Raw genomic sequence first — 23840 nt, 5'->3', positions numbered from 1 at the left:
CACGGCACATATACGGCACATAAATTTATTAAATATAATAATAACAATGAGATACGCAAAATTAATTCAGTCTCATAACCTGAAGGTCGTAGGTTCAAATCCTACTCCCGCAACCAAAAAACCGAATAATATCAAAAGCTTAATTCCCCAGTAAAACACTGGGGAATTAAGCTTTTGCGTTTACGTCAACACTACGTCACCAAAATGGCTGGTGGAGTGGCGGACAGCTTCGCGTGTACTGATTCCATTCGCTTCGCAATGAATATCCAAGAACCAGAATTTGATCCAGGCGTGCCGGGCGACGTTCCCCTAGCTGTGGGTCTTCACTTCTGCCACGCAGAATCCCAATGACCGCTAAGAAGGTGACTTCGAAGACTGGAACCCAGGCTGGAAGTCGTGCACAAACGTGGCACAATCATGATAGGTCGTCGTTGCGGCCTTTTAATAGCCGAGATAATCAAAAATCTGACGGGAATAATACTCGAATGAATGGGCAGTTTGTTATTTCTCTGGATTTCGAGTTGCTTTGGGGCGTTCGCGATCATTCCGACCGGGACAGCTACGGCAAAAACGTTCTTGGAGCGAGGACTGCCGTGCCAAAGATGCTGGAGCTTTTTGCCGAGAATGGTATCAGTGCGACATGGGCGACCGTTGGGTTTTTGTTTTGTGAAACCAAGGAGGAGCTGATGGCCTCTCTTCCTAGTGAACAGCCGACCTATTCGAACCCGCGTCTTTCAAACTTTTCCTACCTAGACGAAGTTGGCAAGGATGAGCGCTCCGACCCGTATTATTTCGCGCCATCTTTGATTTCGGAGATCCAGCAGACGCCGGGCCAGGAAATCGCGACGCATACGTTGTCCCACTATTACTGCCTTGAAGATGGGCAATCACTTTCTGCCTTTGAGGCTGATATTGTAGACGCAAAGAAGCTCGCTGACGCACGCGGTATCGAATTGCGCTCGATCGTGTTCCCGCGCAACCAGTTTGCAGTGGAGCATCTTGTAGTCTGCGCCAAGCACGGCATCACCCATTATCGCGGGAACCCCAGCCCTTGGGCATACCGAGCGGCGAAGGCCACCGAGCAGACCTCGATGCGGCGGGCCCTCAGGTTGCTTGATGCCTATTCCGGGGTGCTTGGGTCACAAGCCTTCGAGGCTATTAGCGGTCAACCAACGGATGTTCCTGCCAGTCGTTTCCTGCGACCTTGCGCAGGCCGTTTGGCCGCGTTCCATCCTTTGCACATTGCCACGATCAAGCGTGGTATGACGGCAGCCGCCCGGGACGGCAAAGGCTATCATCTCTGGTGGCACCCGCACAATTTCGGACAAAACCTCGAGGCAAATCTCGATGGGCTCAGTCAAATCATCAGGCATTTTGCAACGCTGCGCGACCGCTTCGACATGAAATCCCTGACGATGGGAGAGTTTTGATGACCGATCCGATCATCTCCATCGAGCCGCTGAGCGACGAGTTGATGGACGCATATCTGGCGTCAGGCATGGAACGCGGAAAAGCAGGCCGGTTCGCGGTTGAGTGGGCATTTGGCAATAACCCAGCTCCTTTTGCCGTCGCACGACATAATGGTCAGATCGTCGGGATTTCGGGGTACATTCAATCCCGCATGCAGTTTGGGTCGGAAACCGGTATCGCATTTCAGGCGGTGGATTCCTTCGTGTCGGAGAGCATGCGCGGCAAAGGGATATTCACTCAACTGGCCCGGGCCTATGACACGCATGCCACCAGTTCAGGGGGTGACCTCGTCTGGGGGTTTCCAAATGACAATGCCGCACCGGCCTGGTTTGGCAAGCTTGGATGGCACAGCCACGGGCAGGTCCCTTTTTTGATCAAGCCGCTACGCGCTGGTTTTTTCTGCCGTAAATTCCGCCTGCCACTCGACTTCCCGCTGACCCGCGCGCGTGACCAGAACTTGTCTTCTATCGCCGAGGTTGGTGAGTGGGGCGATGCCCTTTGGCACTCCGTTGCACCGACTGTTGGTGTGGGCACAGTTCGTGACCGAGCATTTCTGAACCATCGCCTCTTCAATGCCCCACAAGCCGAGCAATATCGGGTCGTGGCGTCTCCCGATCAAACTGCGCCGTCCATTGTTGCCACACGGGAGGCGAAAAAGCATGGGGGACGGATTGCCTATGTGATGGAGGCGTTGGGTGGATCGTCTCTCGAACCACTGGTGATGTCCGAATTGGGACGCCTTGCGTCGCGAGGTGTCGAGCTGGCGCTGGCTTGGTCGTTTCCATGGTCTCCGAACTACAGCACCTTGCGCAAGGCGGGTTTCATACCCCTGCCGGAACGTCTGCGCCCTATCCACATCTGGTTCGGCAGCAGACCAAAGTCTGGCCTGGCCGCGCCTGCCGACCAGCAGGGCCAATGGTATCTCAGCTATCTCGACAGCGATACGGTGTGATCTTTGAGTAAGTCTTCAATCTCGGCGACTGGCGTCCTTACGCGCATAGGAAAGGCAGCCCCATGCATATTTTAATGACGGTGAACGCCGCCTGGAACATTTGGAATTTTCGGCGACCGTTAGTCGACGCCCTGTCTGCTGATGGTCACCGGATTACGGTTCTGGCACCGCCGGACGATTCTGTGGTCGACCTCGAGCGGATCGGCTGCCGCTTTCTGCCGCTGGAGATGAGCGTGAAAGGCCTGAATCCGATTGAGGACCTGAAACTGCAGCGCAGGCTGAAGCAGATATTCAAAGAGGAACAACCGGACGCCATCCTGAGCTTTACGATCAAGAACAACATCTTCGGGGCTCGGGCTGCGCGCGCGGCCGGTGTGCCCTTCGTTCCGAACGTGACAGGGCTGGGCACCGCCTTCCTGTCGGGTGGGCTGTTGCAGACCGTCGCCGAGCAGCTCTATCGCCGCGCCTTTGGCAAATTGCCGATAGTCTTCTTCCAGAACGAAGACGACCGGGATCTCTTTCTTGACCGCAAGCTTGTGCGCGCGGATCAGGCCCTATTACTGCCCGGATCAGGCATTGATCTGGTCCGCTTTACCGCCGCGGAAATGCCGTCCGCCGACGCCCCGCCCGTATTTCTGATGATTGCCCGGCTCCTGCGCGATAAGGGCGTGATGGAATTCGTAGAGGCGGCACGGCTGATCAAGGCGCGCCATCCAGAAGCGCGCTTTCAGTTGCTGGGGGCAACAGGTTCGGAAAACCGCAGCGCCATCGACAATGCGACGGTCGAGGCCTGGGTGGCCGAGGGCGTGGTGGAATACCTCGGGACCACCAGTGATGTGCGCCCGGCGATTGCCGCTGCGTCTTGCGTCGTCCTCCCCTCCTACAGGGAAGGTGCGCCGCGGACGCTGATTGAGGCGGCGGCCATGGCACGATCGCTCATTGCCACCGACGTGCCGGGATGCCGCGCGGTCGTCGACACGGACGTCTCTGGCTTTCTGTGTGAGGTGCGAAACTCTGACAGTCTGGCCACGGCGATGGGGCGGTTCCTTGCGCTCTCCCCCGATGACCGCGCTGCCATGGGACAAGCCGGGCGCGCCAAGATGGAACGCGAGTACGATCAGACCTTGGTCGTCGCAGCCTACCGCGAGGCCCTCGTGGTTCTCACCGGCAACCGGTAGAGAAAGCAGCAATGGACACAGTTTTCTTCATTGCGTCGAAGCTAATCGGGGCACTCCTGCGCCCGGACACCTGGATCGTTATCGCATTGGCATGCATCGTACTTGCGTTGATCCTGCAACGCAGGCGTGTCGCACTTTGGATCAGCAGCATCACCCTAGGCATGCTCGTCGTGTTGAGCGTCCTGCCCCTCGGAGACTTCCTGCTTCAGCCCATTGAGCGGCGCTATCCAGCCAACCCAAGTCTTGACGTTGTCGATGGCATCATTGTGCTTGGCGGTGGCGAGGACGCCCGTGCCAGCGCCTATTGGGGCCAAGTGCAACTGAAAGAGGGCGCAGAGCGTTTCACGGCCGCCAAGGAACTTGCCCGACGGTTTCCCGAAGCACAGCTCCTCTTCACCGGCGGCAGCGGGGCTCTGCGCGATCTGGCGGGCGCAGCCACTTCAGAGGCCTCCATTGCCGAGCGTTTCTTTCTCGCGCAGGGCATTGCGCCTGAACGCCTGCTGCTCGAGGGCCAATCGCGCAACACCGCGGAAAACGCCCGTCTCAGCCTGACACTAGCCGACCCCGCCCCGGATGAAACCTGGGTTCTGGTTACCAGCGCCTTCCACATGCCGCGCGCTATGCGCAGCTTTGACGCCGCTGGCTGGGATGGCCTTGTGGCCTGGCCGGTCGATTATCGAACGTCAGGGTTTGGGGACCGCATCGGCTGGGATCTCACCCAGAACCTGTCTGTCCTGAACACCGCAATCCGCGAGCATGTTGGCATGCTTGCTTATCGTTTTACTGGTCGCTGACCCAGAGGCATTCGACGAAATAGCCTGCGGAACATGCGTCCTGAGAAACGCGCCTATCTAGCTTTTGAGTGCTCAAACACAGTGCACATTACTCAACCGTTACCGACTTCGCTAGATTTCGAGGCTGGTCGACATCGGTCCCACGCGCAAGAGCGGTATGGTACGCCAGCATTTGCGCTGGCACCGCATATATGAATGGAGAAATGAAAGATGGCACTGAAGGCAGCGTGATGGCGTGTTCTGATTGTCCGGCCTTATCGTGACCTGCCTTGTCCGACAGAAATATGATCTGGGCACCGCGTGCCATAACTTCCTGCATGTTTGATACCGTCTTGTCGAACAGGCTATCACGCGGAGCAAACACCACAACTGGCATATCTTTATCGATCAATGCGATCGGGCCATGCTTTAGTTCCCCAGCGGCGTAGGCCTCGGCATGAATATAGCTGATCTCTTTGAGTTTAAGAGCGGCCTCGAGTGCAAGCGGATACATCAGACCGCGACCCAAGAAAAGAACATCATCATGGCTTGCGAGCGTTTCCGCGATACGTCGATAGTCTTCATCATGATTCAGCGCCTGTGTCATATACTCAGGAACGCTTTGAAGTGTTGAGATGTGCTGGCTACAAGTTACGGCGTCGAGTTGCCCGCGATCCATTCCTGCCTTCAACGCAAGAAGCGCGAGAACAAGGAGTTGCGCCGTGAAAGCCTTGGTTGAGGCCACCCCGATTTCTGGGCCCGCGTGCAACGGCAATGGCGCGTCTACTTCGCGTGCAATAGAAGAGGTCGAAACATTTACCACAGCGATGGTCTTTGCAACGCGATCTTTTACATAGCGCAGCGCTGCCAGCGTATCGGCGGTTTCTCCGGACTGGCTCACGAAGACAACCATCGTTTTTTTAGTGAGAACCGGAGTGCGGTATCGGAACTCCGAGGCCAGATCGATCTCGACGGGTACACCCGCAATCTCTTCGAACCAATATTTCGCGACATGGCAGGCATAATGCGCGGTTCCACAGGCCACCATAATCACCCGGTCTGCGTCTTTGAAATCAACAGCTTCTGGTAATTCAATTTTCTTAAAATCTGCGCTCAAATAAAAGCCGAGTGATGCTTGAAGGACTGCAGGTTGCTCTGCCATTTCTTTGGCCATGAAGTGCCTATGGCCTGATTTATCAACCCGCGTGTTCTCAACAGCGACACGCGTGACGGGACGAGTCACGATCTTTCCATGCGCATCGTGAATGATGACCTGGGTGCGCGTAAGCGCCGCCCAATCTCCCTCCTCAAGATAAATCAACTGATCTGTCAGCGGCGCCAGTGCGATCGCGTCCGAGCCAACATACATTTCGCCATCACCGATGCCGATCACCAAAGGTGAACCACGCCGCGCAGCGATCATCAGATCCTCTTCTCCCTCGAAAAGAAATGCGAGCGCAAATGCGCCGTCGAGCCGCGCCAATGTTGCGCGCGCTGCATCAAGCGGTGACATTCCCTGTTGCATGAAGCTACTGGCAAGATGCACGATCGTTTCGGTATCGGTTTGTGAGGTGAATTCTGCACCGTCCGCCCTCAATTCATCACGCAACGCGCGGAAATTTTCGATGATGCCATTATGAACGACGGCAACACGGCCAGCATGATGTGGATGCGCATTGGCCACCGATGGGCCACCATGAGTTGCCCATCTTGTATGGCCAATACCAGCTTTACCTTTCAGTGGTTCATGAACGAGCAGATCGGACAGATTGATTAGTTTGCCGAGAGCACGACGGCGTTCTACACGACCATCATCAACAGTAGCGATACCTGCGCTGTCATAGCCCCGATATTCCAGCCGCTGCAAAGCGTCGAGAATGATTGGGGAAACTTCGTGCTTACCGAGAATGCCGACGATGCCGCACATAGGCTCTCCTTAGGAATGTTTTCTGGTCTCTGCGCCAGTGTCTGCCTATAGCGTTTGAAAGCAGGGAACCATATCTGAATGAGTTGAGTGATTTATTAGCCTGCCCGGATATGCTCCGCACTGACTGCAACGCGGGTCTGTCCACCCATGATGTCCATCAGCACCCAGACGCGCCGGTCCGGTGCCACGGACTCGATTGTGGCAATCACATCCGCAAACGGCCCCTTGGTCATCGTCACCTCGTCGCCGGGCTTGAGAAGCTTCGGGGGCAGCATCTTGCCCTCCTGATCGCAGCGCAGCATCAACTGGCTGACCAGATCAAGCGGGACAGGCGTTGGCTCCTTGCCAAGGCTGACGATGCGCGTGATGCCATAGGTGGAATTGACTGCGCGCCAGCGCCCCTGCAGCATATCGAGGGCCACAAAAAGATAGCCAGGGAACAGCGGGCGCTTCTGAACGGTGAACTTGCCCCGGACGCGCGTGGTCTCTTCATGAAGCGGCAGGAATGTTCTAAACCCTTGCCGGACCAGATTGCGTTCAGCGATCCTGTGGCTGTTGGGTTTGAACTGCGCCAGAAACCAGGTCGTTCCGCTGTCGTGATAGCTCATTCAGGCCCCCTCGCTCAATTCTGAGCGGACGTTGCCTTCAAATTCACCCGCGTTCAACCCCGAACTTTCTGCGACTGCGAAAGACCTTGATGCGCCTCGTCAGCTTATAGCAGAAACCTATTGAAAAGATGAGATAAAAGACACTCACGGCTTGATAGCCTGCGAAACCTACGCAAACGTCACCCCGACTTGAAACGCGGGGAGAACAATACCTTGGACGGTGGGAGTGGCAAAGTAACAGAGTTCCGGGCAGCGCAGTACGTGCGCATGTCGACCGAGCATCAGCAATACTCAACCCACAACCAGGCCGATAAGATCCGCGAATATGCAGACAAGCGCGGCATCGAGATCGTGAAAACCTATGCGGATGATGGCAAAAGCGGCCTTTCGATCGGCGGCCGCGCCTCCCTGCAGAAACTGATCTCGGATGTCGAGTTGGGCGTGGCGGATTTCAACGTCATTCTGGTCTATGACGTCAGCCGCTGGGGCCGGTTTCAGGATGCTGATGAGAGCGCCTATTACGAATACATCTGCAAACGCGCCGGGATAAACGTCGCCTATTGCGCTGAACAGTTTGAGAATGACGGCTCGCCAGTTTCGACCATCGTTAAAGGCGTCAAGCGCGCCATGGCGGGCGAATACAGCCGCGAGCTGTCAGTCAAGGTGTTTGCAGGCCAATGCCGTCTGATTGAGCTGGGGTTCCGCCAAGGTGGAGCGGCGGGCTTTGGTCTGCGCCGGGTGCTGGTCGATGAGCGCGGCACCATCAAGGCTGAGCTGAAGCGCGGCGAGCACAAGTCGCTACAGACTGATCGCGTCATTCTGATGCCCGGGCCCGAGGAAGAAGTGGCGTGGGTCAACAAGATGTATCGCTGGTTGATCGACGAAGATCTGAGCTTTCGCGAAATTGCTGACCGGCTCAACGAGGCAGGGATTGCCACCGACCACGAACGACCCTGGACATCGGGCACGGTGCGCACGGTTCTGACCAATGAGAAATACATCGGCAACAACGTCTACAATCGCAGCTCCTTCAAGCTGAAGAAGCTGCATGTCGATAACCCGCCCGATATGTGGGTGCGCAAGGAAGGCGCGTTTGACGGCATTGTGCCGCTGGAGTTTTTCCTGACCGCACAGGAAATCATCACAGCACGCTCGGTGCGGCTGTCGGATGAAGAGCTGCTTCAGCACCTCCAGCGTCTCTATGCCGATGCGGGCGAGCTGTCGGGCGTGTTGATCGATCAGGCGGCCGACATGCCGGGGGCCTCCACCTACCGCACGCGTTTCGGATCCCTGACACGCGCCTATGAGATGATTGGTTATCGCTCGGACCGTGATCAGGAGCGGATCACGCTGAACAAGCGGCTGCGTAAGATGCACCCGGAGATCATTGCCCGCACAGAAGCCGCCATCGCCGCTGTTGGTGGGCAGGTAGCACGCCACCCCAAGACCGATCTGCTTAACATCAATGACGAGTTGCGCGTCAGTCTGGTGCTGGCTCGTTGTCAGCCAATGAATGACGGTCGGCATCGCTGGCGCATCCGCTTTGACCCCTCTCGTTACAAGGCTGATGTCACGCTGGCGATCCGGCTTGATCATGCAAATGAGGCCGAGCTCGATTACTTTCTGCTGCCCTGGCTCGACCTGCCCAGTCAGGAAATCCGCATGTGCAACCGCAACAGCATCGCTTTTGAGGCCTTCCGCTTCGACGATCTCGACTTTTTCTACGGAATGGCCGAGCGGGTCGGCATCTGGAGAAAGCCAAAATGATCCATCACCCCCATCCCAACCCCAGCAAGGAGTACAAACCATGAACGATACGCATGCAGACAGGAGGCTCGCCCATGATGACTGATACACCCGACAGCGTGACCATGGTGCCGATCGAGCGTGTCGAGGTGCTGAACTCGCGCGATCGCAACATGAAAGTGTTCGAGGAGATCGTGGAAAACATCCGCACCATCGGCCTCAAAAAGCCGATCACGGTGACAGAGCGCGACGGCGCGGACGGCAAACCCGCCTTCCTGCTGGTTTGCGGGGAAGGACGATTGAATGCCTTCCGCCTCTTGGGTGAGACGCACATCCCGGCACTGGTCGTGAATGTCAGCGATGAAGACGCCTTCATCATGAGCCTTGCGGAAAACATTGCCCGGCGCGGCCACCGCCCGCTGGAGATCCTCGCCGACATAGAATTGCTGCTGGCGCGGGAATACACCATCGATGACATCATCCAGAACACCGGCCTGTCGCAGAAATACGTGCGCGACATCGTCTTCTTGCTGGAAAAGGGCGAGGAGCGGCTGATCGAAGCCGTTCAACATGGCACGATCCCTCTGACCACCGCCCTCGAGATCGCCCGCGCCAAAAATGATGACGACGATCTGGGCGACATGCTGGAGGAGGCTTACAAGACAGGCCAGCTCAAGGGCCACCAGATCACCGATGCCAAGCGGCTGATCGAGAAACGCCGCGAGAAAGGCCCGAAATCGGCCGCGCGCCCTAAGCTGCCCAATTCCGCCCATTCACTGGTCAAGACCTATCAGAAGGAGGTCGCCCGCCAGCACAAGATGGTGCTGAAAGCAGAACATGCGCAGCAACAACTTCTGCTGGTGGTCCAGGGCCTGAAATCCCTCTTCACCGATGAGAACTTCGTCACCCTGTTGCGCGCGGAAGGGTTGGACAGCTTGCCCAAGTACCTCGCCGAGCGCGTTGAAATCGTCTGAGAAAGGACAAAACCATGACTCTGCATAACACCGTCAAGCCGATCTACCCCGGTGCCTTTCCGCCACCCAGTGCCGAGGAGGATAGCGATCTGACCTATCCCAAGGGGCCATTGAACCTGACCCTCGGCTTTGATCTCGAGACCTACCAGATCCCGCTCGAAGAGCTGATGCCCAGCAAGAAAGTGCCAGATGGTGTCATGACCACCCGCAAGTTCAAGCAGATCGTGTCTTCAATCCGCGAGATCGGGCTGATCGAACCGCTGTCAGTGATCAAGCCGGATGCCGAAGCGCCAGGATTTCTGCTTTTGGATGGCAATCTGCGCGTGCTGGCGCTCAAGGAGTTGGGTCAGGAAACAGCCCCCTGCCTGATCGCCAAGGATTTCGAGACCTACACCTACAATCACCGGATAAACCGGCTTTCAACGGTGCAGGAGCATTACATGCTGCGCCGCGCCATCGACAAAGGCGTCGCCAAGGACCGGCTGGCGCGCGCCTTCAACGTAAACCTGTCGACCATCAACAGTCGGATCAACCTTTTGCACGGGATTTGCCCTAAGGCGGTCGAGTTGCTGCAGGACCATCAGTTCGCACCTGATGTCACACGTCATCTGCGCAAAATGAAGGCTGCGCGCCAAATCGAGGCCGTGGAGTTGATGATTGCCGCCAACAGCATCACCGCCTCCCACGCCGACGCGCTGCTGAAAGCCACCCCGTCTGAGCAACGCAGTGACACCCCGGCGCCGAAACCGGATCAACCCAAGGGTGATCCGCTGGAGCAGATCGTGCGCCTTGAGCGCGAAATGAGCCAAGTCCAGACCAAGTACAAGGATGCCGAGCAGAACTACGGATCGGAGCTGCTGAACCTTGTCGTCGCGAAAGGCTATCTGACGAAGCTGATCGGGAACGATGCTGTGAAATCCTACATCGATCGCCACGCCCCGGAGATTCTTGAACAGTTCGAGTTGGTGGTGAACACGCTCAGCATGGAAGAGGCCCTGCAACAAGAAGCAGCATCAACATCGGAGAACCTGCTGCCGGACGCTGCGGTGGGCCCAGCAGAGGAGGCCAATCAGAGTGACGCACAAGACGGTTGACGGCGGGTCACACCAGAAATCAGCGTACAAGACCGGCGCTTGCCTGTCATAATCAGGCGGTGCCGTCAGATCATCTCTTGCGCCCCCGCGTCCGCTCATTTACGAGCGGCTTATGATCGATGCTACGGCACCGGCGGTGACGCCTCTGGCTTGCGCATCGGCCCCGCGCACTTGTGAAGCGACTTCATCCTATCGACTGCCGTTCTGCAGTCCGGGTGTCATATAAAAATCATATCATTTGAGCAATTCGGGCTTTTCGCGGATGCAGCATTGTGATATCGTTCAAACCTGAACGATTATGCTTAAATTAAAGCAACCCATTCGAAACAGAGCAAACCCGAGAAGAGCCAAGGGCACTTCTTGTGCGGCAGCCTGCGAAAAGGACCCCACCTAATGGCCGGACAGCGCAGTAAAGCGCAAGAGGACGTGCGTTTCCGCGTCCTGCGCCTCCTTCAGGAAAACCCGGAAATGTCCCAGCGTGACATTGCCTCTTCGGTCGGAATTAGCGTTGGCGGGGTTCATTACTGCCTGAACGCGCTGATCGACAAAGGAATGGTCAAGTTGGGGAACTTCTCGGCTGCCCAAGATAAAAGGCGCTACGCATACATCCTGACGCCAAAAGGTCTATCCGAAAAAGCCGCACTCACATCGCGGTTTCTCAAGCGCAAGATGGAAGAATACGAGGCGCTCAAAGAAGAAATTGATGCGCTGCAAAGCGAAATGGAACTGGGTGCCGACATGGCACCTCGTCCACGTAAGTAAGTTTCATGCAAATCCAATTTGAATCAAAGGCCCTCTATCAATGAAGATTGCAATGATTGGCACGGGATACGTCGGGCTTGTTTCCGGCGTGTGCTTTTCTGACTTCGGTCATGAGGTCACATGCGTGGACACCTCAGCTGAAAAAATAGCCAAGCTGAACTCCGGAGAGGTTCCAATCTACGAGCCTGGTCTCGATATTGTTATGGCGCGCAACGTTGCTGCGGGACGCCTACAGTTTTCCACGGAAACAGCCGCTGCTGTGGACGGTGCCGATGCGGTGTTCATCGCAGTTGGCACACCTACACGGCGTGGGGACGGCCATGCTGATTTGACCTATGTGATGGCTGCTGCAGAAGATGTCGCCCGCGCTCTGACCGGATATGCGGTCGTTGTGACCAAATCAACGGTTCCGGTCGGCACCAATCGGCGTGTGGCCGATGTGATCCGGCAAACGCGCCCAGACTCCGATTTTGACGTGGCCTCCAACCCCGAATTCTTGCGTGAAGGCGCCGCAATTGAGGACTTCATGAAACCTGACCGTGTAGTTGTCGGTGTCGAAACCGATCGCGCCAAACAGGTCATGGGAGAGATCTACCGGCCGCTATTTTTGCGGGATTTTCCGATTATCTACACCGATTTGGAAAGTTCCGAATTGATTAAATACGCAGCCAATGCGTTCTTGGCGACAAAGATAAGTTTCATCAACGAGATCGCGGCGCTCTGTGAGCGCGTGGGCGCTGACGTAAAGTCTGTTGCCAAAGGCATGGGGATGGACGGACGCATCGGAAACAAGTTTCTGCATGCGGGCCCCGGATACGGAGGATCATGCTTTCCAAAAGACACGTCTGCACTTGCGCGCATCGGACAAGAGCACGGGATGCCGATGCGCATCACGGAAACCGTCATCTTGGTAAATGATGCAGTCAAGCGGCGCATGCTCGATAAGGTGATGGAGCTATGTGACGGCACCGTCAACGGAAAGCAGATCCTTGTTCTCGGTGTGACCTTCAAGCCAAACACAGACGACATGCGTGATGCGCCAGCTCTCACAATCGTGCCCGCGCTTGTTGGTGCCGGGGCAAAGGTTCGCATTGTCGATCCGCAAGGCAAACGCGAAGGTGAAGCTTTGCTACCAGGTGCATCCTGGCACGAGGATCCCTACGAGGCCGCTATCGATGCTGAGGTGATAATCATTCTAACCGAATGGAATGAATTCCGGGCGCTGGATCTCAGCCGCTTGGCAGGCGCAATGACGTCACCAAAAATGGCGGATTTGCGCAACATTTACGAAGAAGCGGACGCAGTCGCGGCCGGGTTTAGCGCCTACGCGAGTGTTGGGCGATGAAAGAAAGTAACAATATGCAACGCGTTCTAATCACAGGCACCGCCGGGTTTATCGGTTTCCATCTTGCGAAACTGCTGCTTGCCGAAGGGTTCATCATCCACGGCTTTGACGGGATGACGGATTACTACGATGTGGCGTTGAAGCAGCGGCGCCATCAAATGCTGCTGCAGAACCCGAACTTCGCAGCCAGCGAAGGCATGCTTGAGGACCAGGCGGCCTTCGACCGTGTGGCGGATGAATTCGCGCCGGACGTGATCGTCCATCTCGCGGCCCAAGCAGGCGTGCGCTACAGCCTTGAGAACCCGCGGGCTTACCTCGACAGCAATGTCATCGGTACGTTCAATGTGATGGAGGCCGCGCGTCGCCTCAAAGTCCAGCACCTGATGATGGCTTCGACTTCCTCCGTCTATGGTGCGAACGTAGAAATGCCATTCATCGAGACCGAAAAAGCTGACACACAGCTGACGATTTATGCTGCCACCAAGAAAGCCTCGGAGAGCATGGGGCATGCCTATGCCCACCTCTACGATTTGCCGACCACGATGTTCCGGTTTTTTACCGTCTATGGACCGTGGGGGCGGCCAGACTTGGCCCTGTACAAGTTCGTTGATGCCATGCTCGATGGTCGTCCGATTGATATTTATAACAATGGCGATATGTACCGCGACTTTACCTACGTCGATGATCTGGTGCGCGCGATCCGCCTGCTGATCGACGCGGCCCCGGTGCGCCCCGAGGACGGCGTGGTTCCCGAAGGCGATAGTTTGTCGCCTGTTGCACCCTACCGCGTGGTGAACATCGGCAACTCCGACAAGGTACGTTTGCTGGATTTTGTCGATGCCATCGAGGACTGCCTCGGCCAAAAAGCGGACCGGAATTACATGGGCATGCAAACCGGCGATGTGCCCGCGACATGGGCCAATGCAGATCTGTTGAAAACATTGACCGGCTATCGTCCCCAGACCGATTTTCGTGATGGCATCGCGAAATTTGTGGACTGGTATCGGGAGTATTCTGGAAAATGACCACTACTGAAATCCAAATTGCAGCTTACTCAGCTAAGCGGAAACTAGGTACACTGGAAGTTGGCCGTGGCTTGGCGGCATTAGCCGTGGTGGCACATCATGCGAGCATTTCAAGCGACGCATTCACCTCATCAGATCACGCGAGCATGTTCCACTTTGGACTATATGGGGTCGACTTCTTTTTTGTTCTGAGCGGCTTCATAATTTATCATATCCATCAGAATGACTCGAGAGAGTATGGCGCAGCGCGACGCTTCCTCAGCAAACGTATCCGACGGATCTACACGCCCTATCTGCCAATCACATTTGCCTTGATCGCCTCCTATTTGCTTTTCCCTGGTCTGTCTCAGGGGGATCGAGAATGGGGTTGGTTTACTTCGCTTACATTGATGCCGTCGAATTCTCCGCCAGCGCTGTCAGTCGCTTGGACGCTGACTTTCGAAATGGTTTTCTATCTGTTCTTTCTTTCTTTCTTTGTGACCCGATACTTTTGGCACATTGTCTGTGCATGGGTCGCTCTGGTGCTCGGTGCCGCAGTGCTTAACGTGGATGAACAGCTCTCAAATCCTCTCGTGAGGACAGCGCTTCATCCACTGATCCTTGAGTTTGTGGCCGGCATGGTAGCTGCGCATCTGTTCGGTAGAATATCCCCAGCGCGATGGTGGGTACCACTATGTCTGGGCCTTTCGGGAGTAGTGGTATTTTCTCTTTTATACGATCCCCATCGTGTCGTGCTGGGTATCGCTTTGGCCCCAATGGTGCTTGGCTTAGCTCTCTTTGAACAGCGATACTCGTTTAGATTATCCAATTCGTGGGCATTGCTTGGAGCATCAAGCTATGCGGTTTATCTCATCCACAACCCGCTACAATCGATCATCGCACGTTTTTTTCAGGCCTACGATATTTGGTCTCTAACATTTGCGGCATGCGTCCTGATCAGCCTTGCTGCCGGTGTTTTCTACCACCTCATTTACGAACGCCCGATACTGCGCACTCTGTCCCAAAAGCAGCGCGCAAGGGTGCCCACAAGCACATAGGAATTCTATAGGGTTGCTAAATTGAACATGAATAAGACAATCGCTGTTATTGGCCTTGGCTACGTCGGCCTTCCGCTTGCGGTGGAGTTTGGCAAGGTCCGACCTGTGATCGGCTTTGATATCAACCAAGGCCGCATTGATGCGCTGCGCAATGGTAGCGACAGCACACTGGAAGTTTCCGGGGATGAGCTTCGTGATGCCGCGCATTTGTCTTTCACGACCGATCCGGCGGGTCTGGCTGAGGCGAACATCTATATCGTCACGGTCCCGACGCCGATTGACGCGCACAAACGCCCAGATCTTGCCCCACTGGTCAAGGCTTCTGAAACTCTGGGCAAGGTTCTGAAGCGCGGCGACATCGTGATCTACGAATCCACCGTCTATCCCGGCGCCACAGAAGAAGACTGCGTTCCGGTGCTGGAGCGCGTCTCGGGTTTGACCTTCAACAAAGACTTTTTCGCTGGGTACTCCCCTGAACGGATCAACCCAGGCGACAAGACCCATCGTCTGCCTGATATTCGCAAGGTAACGTCTGGATCGACGCCAGAGATCGCCGAAGAGGTAGACAAGCTTTATGCCAGCATCATCACCGCTGGAACCTACATGGCCGAAAGCATCCGTGTGGCCGAGGCAGCAAAGGTTATCGAAAACACGCAGCGCGACCTCAACATCGCGCTGATCAACGAGTTGGCAATCATCTTCAACAAGATGGGGATCGACACCGAAGCCGTGCTGAAAGCGGCCGGGACCAAATGGAACTTCCTGCCCTTCCGGCCCGGCCTGGTCGGCGGACACTGTATAGGGGTCGATCCATATTATCTGACCCACAAGGCCGAGGCGATGGGATATCACCCGCAAGTGATCTTGGCGGGGCGGCGCATAAATGACGGAATGGGCGCCTATGTTGCAGGGCAACTAGTCAAGGCCATGCTCAAACGGCGGATCCAAGTCGATGGTGCGCGGGTGTTGGTTCTGGGTTTGACATTCAAAGAAAACTGCCCAGACCTACGTAATACTCGTGTTGTCGACGTCGTGCGCGAGTTGCAGGATTACGGCATTCAGGTTGATGTGCACGATCCGTGGACGAACGTGGATGAGGCGCGCCATGAATACGGGCTGGACCTTGTGCAGACCCCGCAAGATGGCGGCTATGACGGGATCGTTCTGGCCGTCGCGCATGACCAGTTCAAGGCGATGGGGGCGGACGTGATGCGCGGTTTTGGCAAGGCTGACCATGTCCTTTATGACCTGAAGAATGTTCTTGATACGCAAGAAAGCGATCTGAGGCTATGAGACACCCCGCTTTGTCTAAGATCGACGGAGTTCAGCTTTCTCTGCGGCTCGTCCAGCCAGAGGATGCCCCGTATATTCATGGGTTGCGGACGGATCCGACCTACAATGGCCACCTGTCCACCGTGACTGGCACAGTGGAAGATCAGCGCAGTTGGATCGAAGCTTATAGAACGCGTGAGGCCGCTGGTTCAGAATATTACTTTGTGATCGAGCGTAAGGACGGTTTGCGCTGCGGCGTTGTGCGCCTTTACGACATAACCGGTGATCAATTCACTTGGGGAAGCTGGATCCTCGATCATAACAAGCCGCGGAAGGCCGCTTTAGAGAGCGCTGTTTTGTCATTTGGCGTTGGTTTTGACACTCTCGGGCTCGATATGGCGAACGTCGATGTGCGGGTAGAAAACACTCATGCAGAAGCCTTTTATCGCCGTCTTGGTATGACCGAAGCTCACCGGACACAGCAGGATATTTTCTTCATCTATTCGCGGGCGCAGTTTGCAGCAGACAAGCTGGCGCACATGGATGTTCTGCAATCGGGAAGTAACAATGATTGAACAAAACACACCTTTAGCCGGTCATGTGCGGCTCATCGACCTGCCCGTTGTGACCGACCCACGAGGCGATCTTACCTTCATCGAAGGTGAGCGCCACGTCCCGTTTCCGATCCGACGTGTCTATTATCTCTACAACGTGCCGGTCGACGCGGAACGTGGCGGCCACGCACACCGTGATCTGGAACAGGTGGTTTTTGCCCTATCCGGCAGCTTCAGAATGAAAATAGACGATGGTAAAAACAAGTCTGAATATTGGCTGCGCGATCCGCGCAAAGGTCTTTACATCAATCGATTGATCTGGCGTGAAATGGATAGCTTCAGCCAAGGTGCGGTTTGCATGGTTTTGGCATCGCACCCCTATGACGAATCTGACTACTTCCGCGACTATGATGATTTCATGGTCGTGGTAAACGAGGGCGTAAAATGAAAATTCCCTTCCTCGATCTTGGCGCATCCTACCGCGAACTGAAGCCTGAAATCGACACGGCAGTCTCGCGCGTGCTGGATAGCGGTTGGTACATCCTCGGACCAGAGGTTGATGCATTTGAGGCGGAATGGGCCGAATATTGTGACGCCAAACATGCTGTCGGACTGGCCAACGGACTTGATGCGTTGATCCTTGCGCTGCGCGCGCTTGAAGTGGGTCCGGGTGACGAGGTGATTGTGCCGTCCAACACCTATATCGCCACATGGCTGGCCGTTTCTGCAGTCGGCGCTACGCCGGTGCCGGTCGAACCCGATCCAGCCACCCACAACATTGACACGACGCGGATCGCTGCGGCGATCACGCCGCAGACCAAGGTGCTTTTGCCGGTGCATCTGTACGGGCAACCCGCCGATATGGATCCGATCCTGACCCTCGCGCGGCAGCACGGCATTGCGGTGGTCGAGGATGCGGCACAGGCCCATGGCGCACGTTACAAAGGTAAGCGCATCGGCGCGCATGGCGATATTGTCTGCTGGAGCTTTTACCCCGGCAAAAACCTCGGCGCCTTGGGCGATGGTGGTGCCATTACCACAAACCGTCCCGATCTGGCTGACAAGGTGCAGGTGCTGCGTAACTATGGCAGTCGTGTGAAGTACGTGAACGAGGTGCAAGGCGTGAACTCGCGCCTTGATCCGATCCAGGCGGCAGTGCTGCGGGTGAAGCTGAAGCATCTCGACGACTGGACCGACCGTCGCCGGACGATCGCGGACCTCTATACCAAAGGGCTGGAAGACAGCGGGCTGATCCTGCCCCATGTTCCCGACTGGGCCGACCCCGTTTGGCACCTGTACGTCGTTCGCAGCACCGAACGGGATGCGCTGCAACAGCGCCTTGGAGCGGCTGACATCGGCACACTGATCCACTATCCGATCCCCCCGCATATGCAGGAAGCCTATGCAGGGCTGGGCATTGCCGAGGATGATTTCCCCCTCGCACGCCGGATGGCGGATGAGCTAGTGAGCCTGCCGATTGGGCCGCAGATGCCTGCTCAGCAGACGACAGCCGTCTGTAATATCGTTTGTGCTGCAAGTTGACACAGCCTGTGTTCGATAATTCTTGCGGCCTGATCCGTTCCATGGCGTTTATTGGCAACGCGCAAGCAGTCAATACCATGATTTCGATTTCGTCGATGAAAGTGTTGGCAATTCTATCAGGACTTTCCGGCGTTGGCCTGATTAGCATGGTTTGGTGCCGGTCAATTGCGGCACAATCCCTTTACCGCAGTGCTGTCGATCTTCGCCCAGCAGTTCCTAAACGGAAATGATAATGTGGTATTATAGATGATTTATCGCCCAGAGATCGACGGACTACGCTGCGTAGCAGTAATTCCTGTCATTCTATTTCATGCAGGTTTACCTTTGTTTTCAGGTGGTTATGTTGGAGTAGACGTATTTTTCGTGATCAGTGGTTATCTGATCACTTCAATAATTCTATCCGATCTGGAAGCAGATCGCTTCTCAATTAGAAATTTTTATGAGCGTAGAGCGCGCCGCATACTGCCTGCACTAGTTTTTGTTTTGATATTCAGCCTTCCCTTCGCTTACATTTGGATGCTTCCAGGGGAGCTTATCGCCTTTGGTAAAAGTTTGATTGCAACGGTGTTTTTTGGCTCAAACATCCTATTTTGGCGGGAGTCTGACTATTTTGGCGCTGCTGCCGAGCTTAAGCCATTATTACACACTTGGTCTCTAGCGGTAGAAGAGCAATTTTACCTTTTCTTTCCACCGATTTTTGCGTTTCTGGTTCGACGAAGGAAGATGCTGCTTATCCCTACAATGCTGGTGACAATCCTAGCCAGCCTTGCTTTGGCTGAATGGGGCGCGCGCCATGCGCCTAGTGCCACGTTCTATCTGCTGCCAACACGGCTGTGGGAACTTCTCATCGGCTCATTGCTGGCAGTTTATAGTGTTCATTCGGTCCGTCAGGTTCCAAAATTGCTTGCAAACTCTTTAAGTTTTGTTGGACTTTCACTAGTTATGTTGGCTATTTTTGGGTTCAATTCTTATACTCCCATGCCAAGCGTTTGGACACTCGTGCCAGTAGTGGGCACTGCGCTAATTTTAGGATTTGCACACAAACAAACATGGACAGCTCGTTTGCTTAGTATGCCGCCACTCGTCGGAATTGGTTTGATTAGTTATAGCGCTTATCTATGGCACCAACCTGTATTAGCTTTCGCACGAATTCGTCTAATCACTGAACCGGACGGGATTCTACTAATTGGCATATTAGTGCTAACGTTTTTTTTGGCATGGCTAAGTTGGAGATTTGTAGAGCAGCCCTTCCGAGGGTCGTCACCTTTACTTGAGGGAGGCCAGAGCATCGGCTTAGCGACTGTTGCTACAATAGCCATTGTTACCTTAATAGGCGCAACACTTATCATAGGGGACGGTTTAGACGGACGTAGAACACCGTCCGGGAGTAACTTTAGTGATTTTGCAGATTTCGATGATGTCTTAGCTCCTAACTATGGCCTTCACCCCGATTGTGATGTCGGCCAATTCACACTTTCACCCAACTGTCGCACATCAGACGAGCCGGTACTGGCACTTTGGGGTGACAGCTTTGCGATGCATTTAGCGCAAGCTCTTCAAGTCCGCACCTCGTCGCCTTCAATGGTTCAACTGACACTCAGCCAATGCGGTCCTATTCCCAACTTAGCGGCCCAGGGTAGCATCACATCATGGCAAGACTGTCTTGGCTTCAATGACTCGGCGTTGAATTGGATATTGAACCAACCATCTATTAGAACTGTTGTAATTAGCTCTCCTTTCGACCAGACGCTGCGTGACTTGCGGGATCGAAATGGAAACATCATCGCAGATCCGGATGTACGCAGGGACGCAATTTCCAATGAATTGACGTCGCTATCTACTTTGTTGGCTAGCGTCGGCAAGAACTTGATTGTAGTGTCGCCACCTCCAAGAACTGGTGCAGATCTAGGATTATGCTTTGTGCGCAATCATCTGATGGGTAACGCTGTTGACACATGCGATTTCCCCGTCGAGGACCATCACATTTTTAGCTTTGCCTCCCGCCATTTATTACAAGTCGTTTCACAAACAGTACGGGTGGTGTGGTTGGAAAATTTTCTTTGTGAGGCTGGCACATGTCGAGTAACGCTAGACGGTGTTCCAGTTTACAGAGACGTAGGGCATTTGTCGGTTGATGGCTCGACAAAACTTGGAGCAACGTTTGATCTACTCGAATAGTCGATATCGATGTCATTCAATTCTCCTACCTCATATAAACGACAATGATAAATGAGTTTTCAAAATGAATCCCTGCCTCGACGGCAGCGCCGCTTACTTAGGGCTGACATTGACACAGCCATTCGTCGCGTTCTTGGGTCAGGCTGGTACGTCCTCGGGCCTGAAGTCGATGCATTAGAGGAAGATTGGGCGATTATGCGCAGAGTGTTTCAAAAGGTCTTGACGCATTGATCCTAACACTGCCATCGCTAGACATCGGGCCGGGCGACGATTTGCTCGATCCGTCTAACACTTACATTGCTAATTGGCTGGCGGTGACGGCAGTAGGACCGCGATCCGTGCCGGTGGAAAAGTACAACGCCGATCTTTCTAACCGGTCCCGTGTGCTGATTAAATATGGAAGCCGCAAAAATTATGTGAATAAGCTGCAGGGCGTAAACTCTCGCCTTGACTCAATTCAAGCCAATGTGTTGCGGGCAACGCTGCCGGATTTTGACGCTTGGACCGATCGACGCAGGCCGATTTCCACGGTCTATTCCGAGGGGCTGTTGGAAAGCAGACGGCTCTTACCGCACGTGCTAAATCGGGAAAATTCAACTTGGCATCGATACGTCGTCCGCTCACCCGATCGCGATAGATTGAAACAAATACTGGCGAAAGTAGGGATGAGAACGATGAACCAACGCACATTACTTTCCCACACACGGGTGGCGTATGCACGCCTTGTGCCTGGAGCGCTACCACTGGCCTATAAGATGAAAAATGAAGAAATAATCCTGCCTATGGGTCCACATCTTAAGTCTGCCGATGCGGCAAAGGTGGTCATAGCGGTAAACGCGGTGACGGTATGACCGGCCCCTCGTCCTATCGCACGATCCTGCGGTCCTCCTCAATTATCGGTGGCGCACAAGTTATTAACATCGCGGTCGGACTTGTGAAAATGAAATTCGTAGCGGTGTTGCTAGGGCCAGCAGGTGTTGGGCTATTAGGTCTCTATTTGATACTTATGCAGACAGCGTCATCCATTGCGGCCTTGGGAATAGGCAGTGTCGGAACTCGTCAGATCGCGTCCGCCCATGCCTTGGGCGGCGACGAAGCGGTAGGTCGCACACGTCGGGCGCTGTTCTGGGGAACGATGGCGCTCGCACTGATCGGCGCTGTGATATTTTTTCTTTCGAGCGGTTTGATCGCTCGAACGATCTTCAGAGACGAGAGCAAGACTACTGCAGTCGCTTGGCTCTCATTGGGCGTGGCGCTAACGGTTGCGGCTGGATCACAGAGCGCACTCTTGACTGGTCTGCGCCGCATCGGCGATCTGGCGAGGATAAACGTGGGCGCGGGTATCTTGGGAGCAACACTTGGCGTGGTGGCCCTCTGGCTATGGGGCGCTCAAGGCCTAATAGCCATGGTGGTCTTAGCGCCACTTACATCATTTCTCTTGGGCCATCGTTACGTCTCTCGCCTTGGTCCGCCCGCAGGGCCGAACGCGCGCTTTCCCGAAATGTTGAGCGAATGGAAGACGTTGGCCACCCTGGGCTTTGCCATTATGCTCAGCGGTCTCGTAAGCACATCGAGCAACCTTGCCGTCCGAACACTGGTGCAGCATGATCTTGGGTCCGAGGGAATGGGCCAGTTCCAAGCAGCATGGACAATTGGAATGACATATCTGGGCTTTGTGCTTGCCGCAATGGCAACAGATTATTACCCAAGGTTGAGCGCCACAATCAATGACCATGCTAGCGCGACCCGTCTGGTCAACGAACAGACAGAAGTGGCGCTACTGCTGTTTGCACCGGTGCTTCTGGCCATGCTGGGACTTGCGCCATGGGTCATCCAACTACTGTATTCGGCTGAATTTGGGGCAGCAGTCGATGTACTTCGCTGGCAGCTTCTAGGCGATATCCTGAAGGTAATGAGTTGGCCACTTGGCTTTGTTCTGTTAGCTAAAGGGGCAGGCAAAACCTTCGTTGCTATAGAAAGCGTTGCAGCGAGTGTTTTCGTACTGGGCGTCGTAGTCCTGCTGCCAATCATGGGCGTTTCGGCAACGGGCATCGCGTTCCTTGCCTTATATGTGGCGTACCTACCGCTCGTCTGGTGGCTGGCATCGCGAGCCATCCGATTCCGCTGGACACGCGCGGTCAAGATCCAGGGGCTTGCGTTGATAAGTGCCGCGCTGACCATAATGATCGCCGCTTATTGGAGGGAGATCGCAGGTGCCGTGCTTGGGATTACGTTAGCTGCTGCCGCTGCTCTTTGGGCGCTCCTAAGATTGTCGGAAATGTCAGGGGCAGGTGGCAAACTGCGTAGCGTTGTGTTAATAGGGAAACAGGTAAGGCGATGGATAATCAGGTAAAGATAAAGAACTGCGATAGCACTGCGCCGTTATTAAGTACGGAAGATCCCCCACTCGTCACCTTTGCGATCTTCGCTTACAATCAAGAGCGGTACATTCGCGAAGCGGTAGAAGCCGCTTTTGCGCAAAGCTATTCTCCTCTAGAAATTATTCTTTCGGATGATTGCTCCAGTGATCGAACTTACGAGATCATGGAGAGCATGGCAGCAGATTACAATGGAATTCATAGGGTACTACTTAATAGAACTAAAAATAATTGCGGGACGATAGATCACATCTTGAGCGTAAGTAGGCGGGCGCAAGGGGACCTATTTATTGTAGCTGCTGGTGATGATATTTCGCATATTGATAGAGCTATGGAAACCGTGAAGGCTTGGAGGAGTAGCCGAGCCCAAGTCATTCAATCTCATTATGATGAGTTTAATGATGCGGGTGATTTAGTAGCTAAAAATCTCGGTCAAAGAAGATCTGCAACCATACAAAAGTGGTTTAATGGTTGTGATTTTCAGGAGCAGAGTGATTATCTTCCAACCATAATAGGTTGCTCGGCTGCTTATGAAAGGACTAAGCTTGATAAGCTTCCCTTCAATAATAGAAAATGCCTTAACGAAGATGCAATGATGACAATTTTAGGAATTTTGGAAAATTATAAAATTGAAACTATTCCTAAAGTCCTGATGTTTCATCGACGACACCAAGAAAACGTGTCATCTGATGAGAATGCAAGAAGCTTTAAGGGAGTAAAGAGAAATGAATTTATAAAATCTAGGTTTGCACAGTCAACCGTCGACTTCATTGATTACTTTTCTGAATTTCTATTGTTGGAAGGTTCACGTGAGCGAGGGCGTAATTGGTCTATTGTCGCACAAAATTTGCTAAATGATCGAGAGTTTTTGAATCTACATGCAGATTTTTGGAGTCTCCATTTTGTTGGGAGAGTAGAGAGCCTAATGCGCTCAAGAACGTCAAGCGAGGTGCGATTTATTCTGCCTCGATTATTTGGGGTGAACTTTTTTTCCCTGATTAAGTTGACATTTGGTAGGAATTGAA

Annotated in this window: 21 protein-coding genes; 19 read left to right on the top strand and 2 right to left on the bottom strand. The window is 54.4% G+C overall.

Annotated features, from left to right (window positions below):
• Nucleotides 1–347: 347 nt before the first annotated feature.
• The 4 genes from MWU53_RS10365 to MWU53_RS10350 all read left to right on the top strand — a co-directional run bounded on the left by MWU53_RS10365 (nucleotide 348) and on the right by MWU53_RS10350 (nucleotide 4394).
• On the top strand, nucleotides 348–1430 hold the full coding sequence (locus tag MWU53_RS10365) for a polysaccharide deacetylase family protein (RefSeq protein ID WP_247093008.1): 1083 nt from the start codon (nucleotides 348–350) through the stop codon (nucleotides 1428–1430).
• Nucleotides 1430–2422 (top strand): GNAT family N-acetyltransferase, encoded by a 993-nt coding sequence (locus MWU53_RS10360; RefSeq protein ID WP_247093006.1) that lies wholly within the window; start codon nucleotides 1430–1432, stop codon nucleotides 2420–2422. The genes MWU53_RS10365 and MWU53_RS10360 overlap by 1 nt, the downstream gene beginning before the upstream one ends.
• Nucleotides 2423–2484: 62 nt before the next feature.
• Entirely contained in the window at nucleotides 2485–3600 is a 1116-nt protein-coding gene (locus MWU53_RS10355) for a glycosyltransferase family 4 protein (RefSeq protein ID WP_247093003.1), read from the top strand.
• An 11-nt stretch (nucleotides 3601–3611) separates the two neighbouring features.
• A complete protein-coding gene (locus MWU53_RS10350; protein WP_247093001.1) occupies nucleotides 3612–4394 on the top strand; it encodes a YdcF family protein in 783 nt (260 codons plus the stop codon).
• Between the two features lie 88 nt (nucleotides 4395–4482).
• On the opposite strand, the gene glmS is transcribed toward MWU53_RS10350, so the two are convergent.
• Entirely contained in the window at nucleotides 4483–6300 is a 1818-nt protein-coding gene (gene glmS, locus MWU53_RS10345) for a glutamine--fructose-6-phosphate transaminase (isomerizing) (protein WP_247092999.1), read from the bottom strand.
• Between the two features lie 95 nt (nucleotides 6301–6395).
• Nucleotides 6396–6908: a transcriptional activator RfaH gene (locus MWU53_RS10340; protein ID WP_247092997.1), complete on the bottom strand. Its 513-nt coding sequence runs from the start codon at nucleotides 6906–6908 to the stop codon at nucleotides 6396–6398.
• 261 nt (nucleotides 6909–7169) lie between these two features.
• On the opposite strand from MWU53_RS10340, the gene MWU53_RS10335 reads away from it, so the two are divergent.
• From MWU53_RS10335 to MWU53_RS10265, 15 genes are all read left to right on the top strand, one after another.
• Nucleotides 7170–8675 (top strand): recombinase family protein, encoded by a 1506-nt coding sequence (locus tag MWU53_RS10335; RefSeq protein ID WP_348647038.1) that lies wholly within the window; start codon nucleotides 7170–7172, stop codon nucleotides 8673–8675.
• Between the two features lie 74 nt (nucleotides 8676–8749).
• Complete coding sequence (locus tag MWU53_RS10330; protein ID WP_247092993.1) at nucleotides 8750–9628, top strand: ParB N-terminal domain-containing protein; 879 nt, start codon at nucleotides 8750–8752, stop codon at nucleotides 9626–9628.
• Between the two features lie 14 nt (nucleotides 9629–9642).
• Entirely contained in the window at nucleotides 9643–10722 is a 1080-nt protein-coding gene (locus tag MWU53_RS10325; protein ID WP_247092991.1) for a plasmid partitioning protein RepB C-terminal domain-containing protein, read from the top strand.
• Between the two features lie 393 nt (nucleotides 10723–11115).
• On the top strand, nucleotides 11116–11484 hold the full coding sequence (locus tag MWU53_RS10320; protein ID WP_247092989.1) for a MarR family EPS-associated transcriptional regulator: 369 nt from the start codon (nucleotides 11116–11118) through the stop codon (nucleotides 11482–11484).
• Nucleotides 11485–11524: 40 nt separating this feature from the next.
• Nucleotides 11525–12829, top strand: a complete 1305-nt coding sequence (locus MWU53_RS10315; RefSeq protein ID WP_247092987.1) for a UDP-glucose/GDP-mannose dehydrogenase family protein — start codon at nucleotides 11525–11527, stop codon at nucleotides 12827–12829.
• A gap of 14 nt (nucleotides 12830–12843) precedes the next feature.
• Nucleotides 12844–13854, top strand: a complete 1011-nt coding sequence (locus MWU53_RS10310; protein WP_247092985.1) for an NAD-dependent epimerase/dehydratase family protein — start codon at nucleotides 12844–12846, stop codon at nucleotides 13852–13854.
• The gene (locus MWU53_RS10305; RefSeq protein WP_247092983.1) at nucleotides 13851–14891 is read left to right on the top strand and encodes an acyltransferase; all 1041 of its coding nucleotides are present in this window, start codon (nucleotides 13851–13853) and stop codon (nucleotides 14889–14891) included. Before MWU53_RS10310 ends, MWU53_RS10305 begins: the two co-directional genes overlap by 4 nt.
• Nucleotides 14892–14918: 27 nt before the next feature.
• Entirely contained in the window at nucleotides 14919–16184 is a 1266-nt protein-coding gene (gene tviB, locus MWU53_RS10300; protein WP_247092981.1) for a Vi polysaccharide biosynthesis UDP-N-acetylglucosamine C-6 dehydrogenase TviB, read from the top strand.
• Between the two features lie 11 nt (nucleotides 16185–16195).
• A complete protein-coding gene (locus MWU53_RS10295) occupies nucleotides 16196–16738 on the top strand; it encodes a GNAT family N-acetyltransferase (protein WP_247092979.1) in 543 nt (180 codons plus the stop codon).
• The gene (locus MWU53_RS10290; RefSeq protein WP_247092977.1) at nucleotides 16731–17165 is read left to right on the top strand and encodes an FdtA/QdtA family cupin domain-containing protein; all 435 of its coding nucleotides are present in this window, start codon (nucleotides 16731–16733) and stop codon (nucleotides 17163–17165) included. Before MWU53_RS10295 ends, MWU53_RS10290 begins: the two co-directional genes overlap by 8 nt.
• On the top strand, nucleotides 17162–18259 hold the full coding sequence (locus MWU53_RS10285; protein ID WP_247092974.1) for a DegT/DnrJ/EryC1/StrS family aminotransferase: 1098 nt from the start codon (nucleotides 17162–17164) through the stop codon (nucleotides 18257–18259). Before MWU53_RS10290 ends, MWU53_RS10285 begins: the two co-directional genes overlap by 4 nt.
• Nucleotides 18260–18505: 246 nt before the next feature.
• Nucleotides 18506–20437 carry an acyltransferase family protein gene (locus MWU53_RS10280; RefSeq protein ID WP_247092972.1) on the top strand — a complete coding sequence of 644 codons (1932 nt, stop codon included), beginning with the start codon at nucleotides 18506–18508 and terminating at the stop codon, nucleotides 20435–20437.
• A 185-nt stretch (nucleotides 20438–20622) separates the two neighbouring features.
• Nucleotides 20623–21288 (top strand): DegT/DnrJ/EryC1/StrS family aminotransferase, encoded by a 666-nt coding sequence (locus MWU53_RS10275; protein ID WP_247092970.1) that lies wholly within the window; start codon nucleotides 20623–20625, stop codon nucleotides 21286–21288.
• Nucleotides 21285–22790 (top strand): O-antigen translocase, encoded by a 1506-nt coding sequence (locus MWU53_RS10270; protein ID WP_247092968.1) that lies wholly within the window; start codon nucleotides 21285–21287, stop codon nucleotides 22788–22790. The genes MWU53_RS10275 and MWU53_RS10270 overlap by 4 nt, the downstream gene beginning before the upstream one ends.
• A complete protein-coding gene (locus tag MWU53_RS10265; RefSeq protein WP_247092967.1) occupies nucleotides 22775–23839 on the top strand; it encodes a glycosyltransferase family 2 protein in 1065 nt (354 codons plus the stop codon). Before MWU53_RS10270 ends, MWU53_RS10265 begins: the two co-directional genes overlap by 16 nt.
• The last annotated feature ends 1 nt before the right edge of the window (nucleotide 23840 follow it).

This window comes from Aliiroseovarius sp. S1123 (genome assembly GCF_023015885.1).
Taxonomy (GTDB): Bacteria; Pseudomonadota; Alphaproteobacteria; order Rhodobacterales; family Rhodobacteraceae; genus Aliiroseovarius.
The sequence above is the reverse complement of the archived record's forward strand: the minus strand, read 5'-3'. Positions and strand labels throughout refer to the sequence as shown.

Bases quoted from the DNA above. Each gene is read 5' to 3' on its own strand.
- MWU53_RS10365 (WP_247093008.1), top strand. From the start codon at position 348: ATGACCGCTAAGAAGGTGACTTCGAAGACTGGAACCCAGGCTGGAAGT.
- MWU53_RS10360 (WP_247093006.1), top strand. From the start codon at position 1,430: ATGACCGATCCGATCATCTCCATCGAGCCGCTGAGCGACGAGTTGATG.
- MWU53_RS10355 (WP_247093003.1), top strand. From the start codon at position 2,485: ATGCATATTTTAATGACGGTGAACGCCGCCTGGAACATTTGGAATTTT.
- MWU53_RS10350 (WP_247093001.1), top strand. From the start codon at position 3,612: ATGGACACAGTTTTCTTCATTGCGTCGAAGCTAATCGGGGCACTCCTG.
- glmS (WP_247092999.1), bottom strand. From the start codon at position 6,300: ATGTGCGGCATCGTCGGCATTCTCGGTAAGCACGAAGTTTCCCCAATC.
- MWU53_RS10340 (WP_247092997.1), bottom strand. From the start codon at position 6,908: ATGAGCTATCACGACAGCGGAACGACCTGGTTTCTGGCGCAGTTCAAA.
- MWU53_RS10330 (WP_247092993.1), top strand. From the start codon at position 8,750: ATGATGACTGATACACCCGACAGCGTGACCATGGTGCCGATCGAGCGT.
- MWU53_RS10325 (WP_247092991.1), top strand. From the start codon at position 9,643: ATGACTCTGCATAACACCGTCAAGCCGATCTACCCCGGTGCCTTTCCG.
- MWU53_RS10320 (WP_247092989.1), top strand. From the start codon at position 11,116: ATGGCCGGACAGCGCAGTAAAGCGCAAGAGGACGTGCGTTTCCGCGTC.
- MWU53_RS10315 (WP_247092987.1), top strand. From the start codon at position 11,525: ATGAAGATTGCAATGATTGGCACGGGATACGTCGGGCTTGTTTCCGGC.
- MWU53_RS10310 (WP_247092985.1), top strand. From the start codon at position 12,844: ATGCAACGCGTTCTAATCACAGGCACCGCCGGGTTTATCGGTTTCCAT.
- MWU53_RS10305 (WP_247092983.1), top strand. From the start codon at position 13,851: ATGACCACTACTGAAATCCAAATTGCAGCTTACTCAGCTAAGCGGAAA.
- tviB (WP_247092981.1), top strand. From the start codon at position 14,919: ATGAATAAGACAATCGCTGTTATTGGCCTTGGCTACGTCGGCCTTCCG.
- MWU53_RS10290 (WP_247092977.1), top strand. From the start codon at position 16,731: ATGATTGAACAAAACACACCTTTAGCCGGTCATGTGCGGCTCATCGAC.
- MWU53_RS10285 (WP_247092974.1), top strand. From the start codon at position 17,162: ATGAAAATTCCCTTCCTCGATCTTGGCGCATCCTACCGCGAACTGAAG.
- MWU53_RS10280 (WP_247092972.1), top strand. From the start codon at position 18,506: ATGATTTATCGCCCAGAGATCGACGGACTACGCTGCGTAGCAGTAATT.
- MWU53_RS10270 (WP_247092968.1), top strand. From the start codon at position 21,285: ATGACCGGCCCCTCGTCCTATCGCACGATCCTGCGGTCCTCCTCAATT.
- MWU53_RS10265 (WP_247092967.1), top strand. From the start codon at position 22,775: ATGGATAATCAGGTAAAGATAAAGAACTGCGATAGCACTGCGCCGTTA.